Source organism: Caulobacter sp. FG7 (genome assembly GCF_057808875.1).
Genome location: NZ_JBMDIW010000008.1, coordinates 117,234 through 130,300, shown reverse-complemented (window position 1 = coordinate 130,300; position 13,067 = coordinate 117,234). Strand labels below are relative to the sequence as shown.

15 protein-coding genes and 1 other RNA gene are annotated in these 13,067 nt (G+C 68.1%); 5 read left to right on the top strand and 11 right to left on the bottom strand.

Features of this window, described 5'->3' with window-relative positions; genetic code table 11:
• From ACODR1_RS08885 to ACODR1_RS08865, 5 genes are all read left to right on the top strand, one after another.
• The gene (locus ACODR1_RS08885; protein ID WP_058348122.1) at positions 1-498 is read left to right on the top strand and encodes an Lrp/AsnC family transcriptional regulator; all 498 of its coding nucleotides are present in this window, start codon (positions 1-3) and stop codon (positions 496-498) included.
• 123 nt (positions 499-621) lie between these two features.
• Entirely contained in the window at positions 622-966 is a 345-nt protein-coding gene (locus tag ACODR1_RS08880) for an Mpo1-like protein (protein ID WP_488880116.1), read from the top strand.
• A 240-nt stretch (positions 967-1,206) separates the two neighbouring features.
• Entirely contained in the window at positions 1,207-1,707 is a 501-nt protein-coding gene (locus ACODR1_RS08875; RefSeq protein WP_488880115.1) for a bactofilin family protein, read from the top strand.
• Between the two features lie 82 nt (positions 1,708-1,789).
• The gene (locus ACODR1_RS08870) at positions 1,790-2,302 is read left to right on the top strand and encodes a DUF3617 family protein (RefSeq protein WP_488880114.1); all 513 of its coding nucleotides are present in this window, start codon (positions 1,790-1,792) and stop codon (positions 2,300-2,302) included.
• A gap of 148 nt (positions 2,303-2,450) precedes the next feature.
• Positions 2,451-2,762, top strand: coding sequence for a hypothetical protein (locus tag ACODR1_RS08865; protein WP_488880113.1), 312 nt, complete (start codon positions 2,451-2,453; stop codon positions 2,760-2,762).
• Positions 2,763-2,836: 74 nt separating this feature from the next.
• On the opposite strand, the gene ACODR1_RS08860 is transcribed toward ACODR1_RS08865, so the two are convergent.
• From ACODR1_RS08860 to ACODR1_RS08810, 11 genes are all read right to left on the bottom strand, one after another.
• Positions 2,837-3,406 (bottom strand): DUF3035 domain-containing protein, encoded by a 570-nt coding sequence (locus ACODR1_RS08860; RefSeq protein ID WP_488880112.1) that lies wholly within the window; start codon positions 3,404-3,406, stop codon positions 2,837-2,839.
• A gap of 126 nt (positions 3,407-3,532) precedes the next feature.
• Positions 3,533-4,033, bottom strand: a complete 501-nt coding sequence (gene lspA / locus ACODR1_RS08855) for a signal peptidase II (RefSeq protein ID WP_488880111.1) — start codon at positions 4,031-4,033, stop codon at positions 3,533-3,535.
• 127 nt (positions 4,034-4,160) lie between these two features.
• Positions 4,161-7,070: an isoleucine--tRNA ligase gene (ileS, locus tag ACODR1_RS08850; protein ID WP_488880110.1), complete on the bottom strand. Its 2,910-nt coding sequence runs from the start codon at positions 7,068-7,070 to the stop codon at positions 4,161-4,163.
• Between the two features lie 321 nt (positions 7,071-7,391).
• Complete coding sequence (locus ACODR1_RS08845; protein ID WP_488880109.1) at positions 7,392-8,144, bottom strand: YebC/PmpR family DNA-binding transcriptional regulator; 753 nt, start codon at positions 8,142-8,144, stop codon at positions 7,392-7,394.
• A gap of 120 nt (positions 8,145-8,264) precedes the next feature.
• Entirely contained in the window at positions 8,265-8,681 is a 417-nt protein-coding gene (locus tag ACODR1_RS08840; RefSeq protein WP_165257709.1) for an organic hydroperoxide resistance protein, read from the bottom strand.
• A gap of 113 nt (positions 8,682-8,794) precedes the next feature.
• Positions 8,795-9,616, bottom strand: a complete 822-nt coding sequence (locus ACODR1_RS08835; RefSeq protein WP_488880108.1) for a TIGR00282 family metallophosphoesterase — start codon at positions 9,614-9,616, stop codon at positions 8,795-8,797.
• Positions 9,617-9,622: 6 nt separating this feature from the next.
• Positions 9,623-10,237, bottom strand: coding sequence for a 5-formyltetrahydrofolate cyclo-ligase (locus tag ACODR1_RS08830; protein ID WP_488880107.1), 615 nt, complete (start codon positions 10,235-10,237; stop codon positions 9,623-9,625).
• 41 nt (positions 10,238-10,278) lie between these two features.
• A non-coding RNA gene (gene ssrS / locus ACODR1_RS08825) (6S RNA) lies at positions 10,279-10,441 on the bottom strand.
• 46 nt (positions 10,442-10,487) lie between these two features.
• Entirely contained in the window at positions 10,488-11,873 is a 1,386-nt protein-coding gene (locus ACODR1_RS08820) for an SRPBCC family protein (protein ID WP_488880106.1), read from the bottom strand.
• Between the two features lie 209 nt (positions 11,874-12,082).
• Positions 12,083-12,409, bottom strand: a complete 327-nt coding sequence (locus tag ACODR1_RS08815; RefSeq protein ID WP_058348093.1) for a cell division protein ZapA — start codon at positions 12,407-12,409, stop codon at positions 12,083-12,085.
• 4 nt (positions 12,410-12,413) lie between these two features.
• Complete coding sequence (locus tag ACODR1_RS08810) at positions 12,414-12,863, bottom strand: hypothetical protein (RefSeq protein WP_488880105.1); 450 nt, start codon at positions 12,861-12,863, stop codon at positions 12,414-12,416.
• Between the last annotated feature and the right edge of the window lie 204 nt (positions 12,864-13,067).

Here is a 13,067-nt window from a genome sequence, read left to right as displayed (position 1 = left end):
TTGTCCGAACAACTCGACGCCGTGGATGCCAAGATCCTGGATCTCATCCAACACGACGCCGGACTGTCCGTCGCCGAGATCGCCGAGCGAGTCGGGCTGTCCTCCAGCCCGTGCTGGCGGCGTATCAAGCGCCTGGAAGACGCCGGCGTCATCCAGCGCCGCGTGACCATCCTGGACCGCGAAAAGCTGGGCCTGGGCTTCGAGGTCTATTGCACCGTGAAGCTGTCGCTGCCGACCAAGGAAAACCTCGAGACGTTCGAGCACGCGGTCGCCAAGTGGGCCGAGGTGGTGCAATGCGCCACCGTGACCGGCGCGGCCGACTACGAGATGCGCATCGTCACCCGCGACATGCACGCCTTCGACGAGTTCCTGCGCGACAAGATCCTGTCGCTGGGCCTGGTGTCGAACATCGAGAGCCGCATCGTCATCCGCGGCGTCAAGAACTCGACCGCCGTGCCGCTGGGCCTGGTCAGCCCCTACGTCAGCCCGCTGGGTTGAGGCGCGTTCGTTCGAGGGCGGCGGGGGCCGCCCTCGACCCCTTGCATCCCCCCTTGCATCCGAAGACGGACCGTCCTCTCCTAGGCGCAAGGTCGAGCCACATCGACCGGGAGGACAAGCCCCATGGGCCAGCACGCCGACCAAGCCGGCGAACACCGCGCCGCGAGCGAGGAGCGCTATCGCACCTTCGCCGACTTCTATCCCTTCTATCTCTCCGAACATCGCAACCGCACCAGCCGCCGGCTACACGTCGTCGGCACGGGCCTGGTGATCGTCAGCCTGGTGATGGGCTTCACGATCAGCCCGTGGTTCTTCCTGGTCGCGCCGCTCGTCGGCTACGGCTTCGCCTGGGTGGGCCACTTCGTGTTCGAGAAGAACCGCCCTGCCACCTTCAGCTATCCGCTCTACAGCCTGATGGGCGATTTCCGGCTGTTCTTCGAGACGGTGGCGGGCCGCCGCCCCTGGTGACGGCCCAGGGCTGATCGACATTCAGAATCTGAGACGAAAACCTCGTCCTTCGACAGGCTCAGGATGAGGTTTTTCACGATCTCGGCCTGTAAATGGTCCTCATCCTGGGCTTGTCGAAGGACGAGGACCACGCTCGAACCTCGAATGTCGATCGAACCCCACCGAAACGGGGCTTTCCGATTGGCGCCGCGTTTGCTGCTCAAGCTGGCAAGCGACCCAATTCGAGAAAGCCGCCGCCTCATGTTCCAGAAGAAGAAAGACGCCCCCGCCCCGCTGGCCCTGGAGCCGCTGGCGGCCGCTCCGACGCCCGCGCCGCTGACCCAGGCCGCCGCGCCCGCGCCGCCGCCGCGTCCCAAGCCCGCTTCGCTGATCGCCCAGGGCCTGACCATCCGTGGCGATGTCTCCGGCGATGGCGAACTGCACCTGGACTGCGTGGTCCAGGGCGACATCAAGGTCGGCAAGCTGGTCCTGGGTCCCAACGGCCGCGTGGAGGGCTCGATCGCCGCCCAGGCCGTCGAGATCCACGGCAAGGTGATCGGGGCCGTCGCGGCCCGCCAGGTGCGCCTCTACGGCACGGCCAAGGTCGAGGGCGACATCGCCCACGAGCAGCTGGCCATGGAGAGCGGCGCCGACTTCCAGGGCCGCAGCGTCAAGTTCACGCGCCCAGCGCCTCAACCGGCCCCGGCGCCCGCCGCCCAGTCCCCGGTCACGCCGGCGGCTTACGCGCCCGCCGTCGGCTGACCCTCTGGCAACCGGGCGGGAGGTCCGGGTATTGTTCGGATCGAGGCGCCTGACCGCGCCGCGCTTTTCGGGACAGTAGCCGATGACCACCGCCGCCCGCCTCGCCCTGCTCCTGGCCGTCCTCGCGGCGGCAGGCTGCTCGCGCAACGACGACAAGGCCGCTGCTCCGGCCACGGGCGCGCCCTCGGCCGAAAGCGAAGCGGCGCCCGCGGCCGGCGGCCCGCCCAGGCCGCTGCGCGCCGGTCTCTGGAAGACCACGGCCAGCACGCCCAGCGGCGAGCAGAGCACCACCCAGTGCATCGCCGAGGGTCATGACCCCGCCGCCGAGGCCGCCAAGGCCGCGCCCTGCGGCCGGCCTCAGGTCACCCCGGTCATCGACGGCTTCACCCTGGAGCTGACCTGCCGCAAGGACGCCATCACCTACAGCCTGGCCGGCGTGGTGAAGGGCGACTTCCAGACCCGCACGACCACCGACCTGGAAATGAAGGTTCAGGCCTACGGCGCGTCCAAGACGATGCGGCTGCACAGCGAGAGCGTCTATGTGGGCCCCTGCGAGGCCAGGGATGAGCAGACGTCGTCTAAGCCCAAGGAATAGGCGCCAAGCTTAGCCAAAATACCTTATGTGGCGCCTGCGCCACAAACGCCGAGCTTCGCAGATAACGTCGCTTTTTTACAGGAACAGCAAGGCTTGTAGGTTCATTGTCTCTGCATGGGGGTTCCGTGAGTTTGAGGAGCCGATGACGATGAGCGGTCCGCATCTGACCGTCGTGCCGGAAGAAACCGCCGGCGCCGAAGTCTACAACCTGACCCGTGGGCCGGAGACGACGGCCCAGCGCCTGCAGCGCCTGCAACAGGAAGCCCGCCAGCTGGCCCGGGAAGAAGTCGAGGCCCTGGAACGGGACCTGATCGCCCTGGGCGAACGGGCCCAGCAGATCGCACACGGGGGCGAGGCCTATGCCGTAGGCCTGCGGGAGATGGCCTCGCGGCTGTCGTCCGAGCTGCCTCAGAAGGCCCAGTCCATGCGCGCGATCCTGGAACGCACCGCGCGCGACTGACCCCGCAAAGCAAACGGCCCGGAAGCAAAGCCTCCGGGCCGTCGAACATCTCGAAGACTGGTCAGCGCCGGGTCTTACAGGCCCGGCAGCTTGATCTTGCCCTGCTTGTCGCGGCTGATGATGACCGCGCCGCCGCCCGTGAGGGTCTTCAGGCGCTCTTCCTCGGCGGCCGCGTCGACCGGCACCGGAGCCGTGGCGCCAGCCTCGGCGGCCGTCACCGCACCGGCGGTCTTGTCGTCCTTGCGCCAGAACATGACCTTCTTGGCGAAGCTCTCGTCCTTGTGCGCCAGGTCGCCGTTCTCGTCGTCGACGACGAAGCGGATCAGCGGGTCGGCCTTGTCGACGCCGGCCTTGGAGACCAGCAGCTTTTCGCCGTCGGTGCGGCTGGCGGCCAGGCTCTGGCCCAGCAGCGCCTGACGCGCGGCGCTTTCCGGCTGCAGCTCCTGCGGACGCGGCTCGCCGGGCGCCGGCGGGCGCAGGCTGTAGTCCGGCGGAACGACGAGCGGAGCCTTGGTGACGACGCGGAACTCGTCGGGGACCACCTTGCTCATGCCCAGGGCCTTCGAGGCCGACTGGCAGCCGGCCAGACCGGTGGCGGCCACGGCGGCCAGCACGCTCAGGGTCGCAACCCGGTTGAACTTCATGAACCCATGCTCCAGCGGCCGCCCCCGGGGCCGAAAATCGGACGCCCTCGATACGACATCCGAAGGCGGGCGCCAATGTCCTTCGAATTTGTGGCCTTGCTTGGGCGCTAAGCCCCCGTTTGGCCCCTATTCCGTCTGGTGCGAGAGCTTCTTCTCTTCACCGATGAAACTGTCCAGCAACAGGAACGCCACCCCGACGCTGATGCCCGAGTCGGCGACGTTGAACACCCAGGGGAAATAGAGTCGCGACACGTCGATGAAGTCGACGACGTAGCCGTAGATCACCCGGTCGATCAGGTTGTTGCCGATCGCCCCGCCGATGATCATGCCCAGGCCCAGGGCGGTCAGCGGCCGCACGGCCTTGCGCGCCCAGATTCCCAGGCCGACCACCACCGCCGCCGAGAAGATCGTCAGCAGCCAGCGCCCCCACTCGGCGTGGTCGCGCAGCAGGCCAAAGCTCATGCCGTAGTTATGGACCATGGTCAGCTTGACCGGCCCCAGCAGCGAGGCGCTTGAGCCCTGGGCAGAGCCCAGCAGGCCCAGCACCCAGAGCTTGGAGATCTGGTCGAGCACCACCGTTGCGACGGCGACGGCGTAGGCGGTCCAGCCCAAGCGGGTGATCTTCAAGGTTAGCTCCCAACTGAGCCCTCCCCCTCGATGGGGGAGGGTTGGGTGGGGGTGGCTACGGCCGTACGCGTTGAACCGCCGCATCACCCCCATCCCCGACCCTTCCCCATCTAGGGGGAAGGGAGATTTAAGCCCTTTGCGCGTCCCAGAAGGCCACGGCGTCGGCGTCGCGAAGGCTAAGCTCCGGATAGCGGGGGTCGGTTCCCACTTCCGGCAGGATGCGCCACGAGCGGGCGCACTTCTGACCTTCGGCCTTCACCGGATCCACCGACACGCCCTTGACCTCGTCGATCGCGAACGCACCGCCCTCGCCGGCGACCAGGGTCGCGGCGCTGGTGCGGAACACTTCGGCGGCGTCCAGGCCCTCGAACGCGGCCAGCAAGCTCTCGTCGGCGATGTGCACCACCGGCGCGGCCTCGAGGGCCGAACCGATGCGCTTTTCGCGGCGCTCAACCTCCAGGGCGCCGGTGACGACGCCGGTGACGGCTTCGACCTTGGCCCAGCGTGCGGCTTCGGCCTGGTTTTCCCAGGCCGCCGGGGTTTCCGGGATCACGCGCAGGGCCACCGGGCCGGCTTCGGGGAAGCGCGTGACCCAGGCCTCTTCCATCGTGAAGCTGGCCAGCGGGGCCAGCCAGATGGTCAGGCGATCGAACACGTAGTCCAGCACGGTGCGATAGGCGCGGCGGCGCAGGGCCGTCGGCGTGTCGCAATAAAGGCTGTCCTTGCGGATGTCGAAGAACAGGGCCGAGAGGTCGCCCTGGCAGAAATCGACCAGCGGCCGGATCACGTCGGAGAAGCGATAGCTCTCGTAGGCGGCCTTCACCTGGCTATCCAGCTCCCACAGGCGGTGCAGGATGAACGTCTCCAGCGGCGGGAACTGGTCGTAGTCGGTGACCCGCTCTTCCTCGTCAAAGCCGGCCAGGGCGCCCAGCAGGTAGCGCATGGTGTTGCGCAGCTTGCGATAGGCGTCGGTGGTGGTGGCCAGGATCGTCTTGCCGATCCGCTGGTCTTCCGAATAGTCGACCATGGCCGCCCACAGCCGCAGGATCTCGGCGCCGGACTCCTTGGTGATGGCCTGGGGCTCGATCGTGTTGCCCTTGGACTTGGACATCTTCTCGCCGTTCTCGTCCATGGTGAAGCCATGGGTCAGGACGGCCTTGTAGGGCGCGCGACCGCGCGAGCCGCAGCCTTCGAGCAGGCTGGACTGGAACCAGCCGCGATGCTGGTCGGAGCCTTCCAGATAGAGATCGGCCGGCCAGGCGCTGTCGTCGCGGCCCTCGATGGTGAAGGCGTGGGTGCAGCCGCTGTCGAACCAGACGTCGAGGATGTCGACGACCTTCTCGTACTGGGCCGGATCATGCGCGCCCAGGAAGTCGGCGTCCGGACGGGTGAACCAGGCGTCGGCGCCGCCTTCCTTGATGGCCGCCAGGATGCGGGCGTTGACCTCGGCGTCGATCAGCGGGTGACCGGTATGCTTGTCGACGAACATCGCCAGCGGCGTGCCCCAGTTGCGCTGGCGGCTGATCAGCCAGTCGGGACGGGTCTCGACCATCGCGCCGATGCGGTTGCGGCCGGCGTCGGGGTGGAAGGCAGTGTCGGCGATGGCCTGGACGGCCGTTTCGCGCAGGGTCTTGCCGCCCAGGGCCTCGACCTCGTGGTCCATGCGGATGAACCACTGCGGGGTGTTGCGGAAGATCACCGGGGCCTTGGAGCGCCAGCTGTGCGGATAGCTGTGCTCGACGCGGCCGCGGGCCAAGAGGTTGCCGGCCTCGATCAGCTTGTCCATCACCGCGCCGTTGGCGGGGCCGAACTTGCCGGTCTTCTTGCCCTCAGTCTCGATGACCTTGAGGCCGCCGAACAGTGGCACATGGGCGTAGTAGGCGCCGTCCGGGTCGACGGTGTCGGGGATTTCGCGATGACCGTGGGCCAGCCAGACCTGGTAGTCGTCGGCGCCGTGGCCGGGCGCTGTGTGCACGAAGCCCGTGCCCGCGTCGTCGGTGACGTGGTCGCCGGCCAGCAGCGGCACGGCGAAGCCATAGTGGCTGTCGAGGTCGGCCAGCGGGTGGGCCAGGACCATGCCCTCGCAGTCGACGCTTTCGATCTTCTCGAAGGCGGCGACCTTGGCGGCCTTGAAGACCGCCTCGGCCAGCTTCTCGGCCACGATCAGGCGATCGCCGACCTGGGACCAGGGCGCGAACTCGAGCCCCTCTTCCAGCGCCTTCACCTCGAAGACGGCGTAGGGGATGTCGGGGTTATAGGAGACCGCGCGGTTGGCCGGGATGGTCCAGGGCGTGGTCGTCCAGATCACCAGCTTGGCGCCCTGGGCCGCGTCCGAGCCCTCGACGACCGGGAACTTCACCCAGATCGTGGGCGAGACGTGGTCGTGGTACTCGATCTCGGCGTCGGCCAGGGCCGTGCGCTCGACCGGGCTCCACATCACCGGCTTGGAGCCGCGATAGAGCTGGCCGCTCGAGGCGAAGCGGTGGAACTCCTCGACGATCTTGGCTTCCGAAGTGAAGTCCATAGTGGCGTAGCGGTTCCACCAGTCGCCCAGCACGCCCAGGCGCTGGAACTCGACCTTCTGGGCCTCGATCCAGCCGGCGGCGTAGGCGCGGCATTCGCGGCGGAACTCCTCGGCCGGGACCTCGTCCTTGCGGCGGCCCTGGCTGCGGAACTTCTCCTCGATCTTCCACTCGATCGGCAGGCCGTGGCAGTCCCAGCCCGGCACGTAGTCGACGTCGTAGCCCAGGGCGAAGCGCGAGCGGACCACGAAGTCCTTCAGGGTCTTGTTCAGCGCGTGGCCGATGTGGATCGCGCCGTTGGCGTAGGGCGGACCGTCGTGCAGCACGAACAGCGGCGCGCCGTCGGCCTGGCGCTTGGCGCGCACGGCGCCGTAGAGACCCTTGTCGGACAGGGCCGCCCAGCCCTCGAGGATCTCGGGCTCCTTCTTGGGCAGGCCCGCGCGCATCGGGAACGGCGTGTCGGGAAGGAAAACGGTTTCGCGGTAGTCGCGGGCGGGCGCGGCGTCGTCGGCCATGGGAAGGCTATCCAGCTCTGGAATGTCGGAAGAAGGCGGGTGGAACCCGGCGCGCGCTGGAGGTCTCGTCCGGCGGCGTCACGCCGGGCGGATAATTCGCGCGATCTTCCGAACGAAACTCATGAAGCGAGGGGATAGCAGAGCGGGCGCGAGCCGCAAAGGGGAGCCTGAAAAGGAAACGGCCGCTCCAGATGGAGCGGCCGCTTGCTTGGTGCGTGGTCCTCGTCCTTCGACAGGCTCAGGATGAGGACCATTGCGCGCTCGGTTGGCAGAGAACCTCATCCTGAGCTTGTCGAAGGATAAGGTTCACACCACGAAGGATCAGCCCAGCTTGGCCAGTTCTTCTTCGCTGATGTCGGCGCTGGAATAGACGTTCTGGACGTCGTCGTCCTCGTCGAGCGCGTCGAGCAGCTTCATCAGGGTGGCGACGCTGTCGCCGGTGACCTCGTTCAGCAGCTTGGGCTTCCAGACGATCTTGGTCGAGGAGGCTTCGCCGAACTTGGCTTCCAGGGCCGAGGACACCTCGTTGAGGTCCTCGAAGGCGGTGTAGACGGTGTGGCCGCCCTCTTCGCCCATGTCGCTCTCGACGTCCTGGGCGCCGGCCTCGATGGCGGCTTCCATCATGTCGTCTTCGCTGGCCTTGGCGGCCGGATACTCGATCTGGCCAAGGCGGTCGAAGTTGAAGGTCACCGAGCCGGTGGCGCCCAGATTGCCGCCGTACTTGGAGAACAGCGAGCGGACGTTCGACGCCGCGCGGTTCTTGTTGTCGGTCAGCACCTCGACGATCACGCCGACGCCGCCGGGACCCATGCCCTCGTAGCGGATCTCGGTGTAGTCGGCCGCATCGCCCATCTGCGACTTCTTGATCGCGCGCTCGATGACGTCCTTGGGCAGGCTTTCGGCCTTGGCGTTGTTCACGGCCAGGCGCAGGCGCGGGTTCATGGCCGGGTCCGGCAGGCCCGTCTTGGCCGCCACGGTGATTTCGCGCGACAGCTTGGAGAACAGCTTGGAACGCGCGGCGTCGGCGCGGCCCTTGCGGTGCATGATGTTCTTGAATTTCGAGTGGCCGGCCATTCGGAGGCTCTTCTCTGATCTGACGATGGAATGGGTTGGCGGCGCTTCTACCGCCTGGAAGCGTGTCTTGTCACCCCAGGGGGCGCGCGCGGCCTTCCCATTCCATCGCCGGACGCGGGATCAGGCGACCTTCAGCTCCACCACCACGTTGCCGCGGGTGGCCTTGGAGTACGGGCAGACCTGGTGGGCCTTGTGCAGCAGGTCCTCGGCCACGGCGCGGTCGACCTCGGGGGCGTTCAGCGTCAGGCGCACGCCGATGTGGAAGCTGACCTCGTCCTTGATCAGGTCCACCTCGCTGTCGAGGCTGTGCTCGCCCAGCTTGACGCTCTGGTTACGGGCCACCAGGCCCAGCGCACCCAGGAAGCAGGCCGCGTAGCCCGCCGCGAACAGCTGCTCGGGATTGGTGCCTTCGCCGTTGCCGCCCAGCGACTTGGGATAGCCCAGCTGGACGTCCAGGTGGCCGTCGTCGGTCTTGGCGGTTCCCTGGCGCCCGCCGACGGCGTGGGCCTTGGCGGTGTAGACGGTGGCGTCGGTCATGGAGGGCTCCTGTGCTTGCCTCCGGGGGAGGTTGGGCCGGAGATCGTGACGGATGCAAGCGGGAGTGGATTGAACCTTTTTATCCCCTCTCCCCGAGGGGAGAGGGAGGGTCTTCAAATCACCGGCACGCTCTGCTTAAGCCGCCCGCCGACGCGGATCGGCTCGACGCGCACCGCCAGGCCCGTGCGGTCGTCGGTTTCGACGAACACGCCGCAGACCGTCGCCGGGCCGCTGGCGGGCTGGTAGCGGCCGCCGCTGATCTTGGTGGTGAAGCGCCGCAGGGGCTCTTCCTTCTGGTTGCCGATGACGCTGTCATAGTCGGCGCAGGCGCCGGCGTCGGTCTGGTAGGCGGTGCCGCCGGTCAGGATCTGGCAGTCGGCGGTCGGCACGTGGGTGTGGGTGCCCACCACCAGGCTGGCGCGGCCGTCGCAATAGTGGCCCATGGCCATCTTCTCGGAGGTGGCCTCGCAGTGCATGTCGACGATCACCGCGTCGGCGACCTGGCCCAGCGGGGCCTTGTCGAGCTCGCGGTCGGCGGCGGCGAACGGGTCGTCCATGGCGTCCATGTGCACCCGGCCCAGCAGGTTCACCACGAACACGGTCTTGCCCGAGTCCGTCTGGAAGAGGTGGCTGCCGCGCCCCGGAGCATCGGACAGGATCGGGTAGTTGGCCGGACGGATCAGGCGCGGCTCGCGCACGATGTAGGTCAGGGCCTCGCGCTGGTCCCAGCTGTGATTGCCCAGGGTCAGGCAGTCGGCCCCGGCGTCGAACAGCTCACGAGCGGTGTTCTCGGTGATGCCGAAGCCGGCGGCGGCGTTCTCGGCGTTGATGATGACGAACTCGAGGCCAAGCTGGCGACGGAGGCCCGGCAGGTGGTCGGCCAGGCCGTCGCGGCCCGACTTGCCGACGACGTCGCCGAAGAAAGCAAAACGCATGATCGATCAGTCCTTTCGGACCTCGATATACTCGTTTTCGGTCAAGATCGCGTCCAATCGTTGATCGTGCCGTTCGTCGGGCAGGCCGTGGGTCTCCTGGCCCTGGTAGGCCAGGCCCAGGACGAAGACCTCCTTGCGGTCGCGCAGGGCCTCCAGCGCCCGGTCGTAATAGCCCCCGCCCTGCCCCAGCCTGCGCCCCTCGCGGTCCCAGGCCAGCAGCGGCGCGACCACCAGGTCGGGCTGGACGATCCGGTTTTGAGCGATCGGCGCGACCATGCCGATGGCGTCGCGGGCCAGGGGCTCGCCGGGCGTCCAGGTCCGGAAGACCATCCGCCCGCCCTTGCCGTGCGGATCGGCGCCCTCGACGCTCGGCAAGGCCAGGCTCCAACCCTGCTCGGCCAGCCAGTCGGCCAGGGCGCGAGCCGAAACTTCCGAGCCCAGGCCGTGATAAAGCGCGGCGACCTTGCCTTTCGGATCCGGAAAGCGCGCCGACAGCGGCTCGCGCGCCACGTCCACCGCCATCCAGTCGGCTTCGGGATGCTCGAGGGCCAGTTGCTTGCGGCGATTGCGCACGAAGACGCGCAGGGCGGTCTTGGCGGCGGCGGGGTCGGCGATGGTCATCGCGACCTTCTAGCCGAAGGACAGGGATAAAGGGAAAGGGTGGCGGCGCCGCGAAGAACCGTGAAGACGTTTCAATCCACTCGAACCTGTTAGATACAGGTGGGCTCCGTGTTCCCGCAGCCACGGCCACGGGAGGGAACAGATCCCGATAGAGAGATTAAGGTCCCTGGGAATAGAAATCTTCGACGAGAGCCGCAGCACGACCCGCCGTCCGACAAGATAGGGGTTCGGAGGCTCCGGCGATAGGGCCCTATTCCGAAATCGATGTCGCAGGCGCCGCGCCCGCAACTTCGCGCCCCGCCTCCGCCTGTCGGCGGAAGTGGTTCAGCACCCGCTGCTTGTTGGCGTGCACCGCCCATTGCGCCATCGGCGTCCAGTAGGCTGCCGGCGCCAGGTCCAGGTCGTGGTGCGTGGCCAGGGTCAGGCGGCTGCGCCCGCCCGGCAGCGGCATGATCGAGAAGCGCGCGTCGCGGGTGCGGAAATAACCGTTCATGTGCGGGGCGTTCACCCGCTCGTAGGGCGAAAGCTCCTTCAGCGACGGCGGATCGCTGAGTACGATGAAATCCAGCCGCTTGCCCGGCTCCCAGGCGACGACGCGCTCATAGGCCACGCCGGTCGAGAAGACGCCGCGACGAATGGCGCCGACGCCCTCGCCCTGGATCTCGCCCCGCATCGGATAGGCCAGCCCCCAGCGGAAGGGCGCGGCCGGCGCGCCCGGGATCGGCCCCATGTGGACCACCGAATCCCATACGGCGGCCGGCGGGGCGGCGATCTCGATCGACTCCACGCTCTCGAAGTCGGCGCGTGGCGGCGCCAGGGCCTCGCCCGCCAGCAGGATCGGCAGCACGGCGACGCTGGCGAGGGTGGTTCCGCGTCCCGGCCGCCCCATGCCGGCCAGGGCTCGGCCGATCAGCGCCCCGATCCACCCCATCAGCGCGATCAGGGGAGTCGCCATCACCAGGCAGATCACGCCTTCGAACGCGAAGCCGATCAGCGCCAGCCCGCCCAGCAGGAAGGCGGCCGAGACCAGGCCCGCCGTTCCCAGCCTGCCCGCCCGCGCCGGCCTGTTGGCGATGTACCCGATGACGAGGGCGATCACGAACGGCGCGCCCAGGAACAGGGCATAGCCATAGGTTCCGAGCAGCAGGGCCGAGAACGCGACCACAAGTACGGTCAGGCCCACGCCCGCCAGCAGGCCGAGCGCCACCGTGCGGGCGGCCTGGCGGGCGTCCCGCGACGTCTGGTCTTCGAGCGGCTCGCGCCGCGCGGGCGCCGCCGCCAGCCAGGCGATCACCAGCACCTGCAGCACCGGCGTGATGGTCAGGATCGGGATCCAGGCGGGCCCCCGCACGTAACGAGCGCGCCGGAAGGCCAGCCCGACCAGCAGCGCGTCCGCCGCCAACATCACGACCATGCCCACGGGCAGCGCCGCGGAGCCCAGGCCCTCGCGCCCCATGAAGGCCCCGACCATCAACTCGCGACCGGGATTGATCCAGATCCACCAGGGCGGAAGGGTGGCCTCGCGCGACCACCATGCGATCGCCAGCAGGACCAGATGCTGGCCGAGTAGGACCACGGACGAGACGAGCAGGTAGCGGGCTCCGCCGACAGGCCCCTCGAAATTGAACCGCGCCATGCCTCCCCCCCGAGGACGTCGAAGCTGGAATTCAGCTTCATTACATATAAATAGCTAATTCCTTAAATACCTGTCGTCAAGCGATGCGCCGAGCGACCGCGGATGGGCGTTGGGTTGGTCAAGTAAGGAAACCTTCGCGCCCTAGGGGCGTCACGAAGCAGGCGCCGGCTCGGGCAAGACCCTGACCGAGATCCCCGAGAGAGAGGCGCCTACCCGGCCGCCAGCTTCTCGATGCGCTCGGCCGCGGCGTCGATGGCCTTGATGGCGCGGATTTCGACGCGGGTCTGTTCGTTCTGCAGGCGGGCCAGTTCCGACTGGTTGTGGGCCAGGCGCAGCTTCAGATCCGACAACTCGTCGGCCAGCAGCAGGGCGCCCATCAGGAACAGGCGCGTCTCGCCCAGTTGGCCGACCTCCTGGCTGACCTGGCGGACCTGGCGGTCGAACAGGCGCGCGATCTCCAGGAGGTGGGCCTCCTGGCCGTCTTCGCAGCCCACGCTGTAGGGACGGCCGTTCACGTGGATGGTCAATTGCGCCATGGGCTCAGGCCTTCGCGGGCGGGTCGGGGTCGAACGGCGGGTCGTCCTCGTCGTACAACGCTTCAGGTTCGTCTTCGGTCTCGTCGTCGGCGAATTCGGCGGGCGCGGCGCCCTCCTCGTCGTCATGGACGCCTTCGCCGATCAGGCTTTCGTCGCCCAGGGCGGCGCGGATCTCGGCGATGGCGCGGCCCAGGGCCTCGCTGGCCTGTTCACCGGCCTCTTCCAGCGCGCGCTCGCGAACGCGGGCGGCCTCCAGGTCGGCGGCCAGCTGGGCGGCCTTCTCGACCACCGCCGCGTCGGCGACGGGCGCCTCGAACAGGTCGCCCGAGGCCGGCTGGGCGGCGGCGCGCGCGCGCTCGGCCCGTTCGGCGGCGATCTTCTGCTCCAGGTTCGCGACGGCGCGCTCCAGCCGCCGCGCGGCCAGATCGAGAGCGCTTCCTTCGCCCGGTATCATCGGCAAGTTCCCATCATGCGGCGCAACATATAGATCGTCGCCGACTTCGCCACCCGGCGTGACCACAATTGGGCGATGTAACGAGCGTCACAACAATAGCTAATGTCTTGTGAGCGTTCCTGGGCTTGACTTCGCCGCTTTCGACCGCGAAACCGCCTGCAAAATCAAGGAACGCCGCTCGCTTCCGAGCGGGTCCGATCGTGA

Bases quoted from the DNA above. Each gene is read 5' to 3' on its own strand.
- ACODR1_RS08870 (WP_488880114.1), top strand. From the start codon at position 1,790: ATGACCACCGCCGCCCGCCTCGCCCTGCTCCTGGCCGTCCTCGCGGCG.
- ACODR1_RS08820 (WP_488880106.1), bottom strand. From the start codon at position 11,873: ATGGCGCGGTTCAATTTCGAGGGGCCTGTCGGCGGAGCCCGCTACCTG.
- ACODR1_RS08815 (WP_058348093.1), bottom strand. From the start codon at position 12,409: ATGGCGCAATTGACCATCCACGTGAACGGCCGTCCCTACAGCGTGGGC.
- ACODR1_RS08835 (WP_488880108.1), bottom strand. From the start codon at position 9,616: ATGCGTTTTGCTTTCTTCGGCGACGTCGTCGGCAAGTCGGGCCGCGAC.
- ACODR1_RS08830 (WP_488880107.1), bottom strand. From the start codon at position 10,237: ATGACCATCGCCGACCCCGCCGCCGCCAAGACCGCCCTGCGCGTCTTC.
- ACODR1_RS08875 (WP_488880115.1), top strand. From the start codon at position 1,207: ATGTTCCAGAAGAAGAAAGACGCCCCCGCCCCGCTGGCCCTGGAGCCG.
- ACODR1_RS08840 (WP_165257709.1), bottom strand. From the start codon at position 8,681: ATGACCGACGCCACCGTCTACACCGCCAAGGCCCACGCCGTCGGCGGG.
- ileS (WP_488880110.1), bottom strand. From the start codon at position 7,070: ATGGCCGACGACGCCGCGCCCGCCCGCGACTACCGCGAAACCGTTTTC.
- ACODR1_RS08845 (WP_488880109.1), bottom strand. From the start codon at position 8,144: ATGGCCGGCCACTCGAAATTCAAGAACATCATGCACCGCAAGGGCCGC.
- ACODR1_RS08865 (WP_488880113.1), top strand. From the start codon at position 2,451: ATGAGCGGTCCGCATCTGACCGTCGTGCCGGAAGAAACCGCCGGCGCC.
- ACODR1_RS08810 (WP_488880105.1), bottom strand. From the start codon at position 12,863: ATGATACCGGGCGAAGGAAGCGCTCTCGATCTGGCCGCGCGGCGGCTG.
- ACODR1_RS08860 (WP_488880112.1), bottom strand. From the start codon at position 3,406: ATGAAGTTCAACCGGGTTGCGACCCTGAGCGTGCTGGCCGCCGTGGCC.
- ACODR1_RS08880 (WP_488880116.1), top strand. From the start codon at position 622: ATGGGCCAGCACGCCGACCAAGCCGGCGAACACCGCGCCGCGAGCGAG.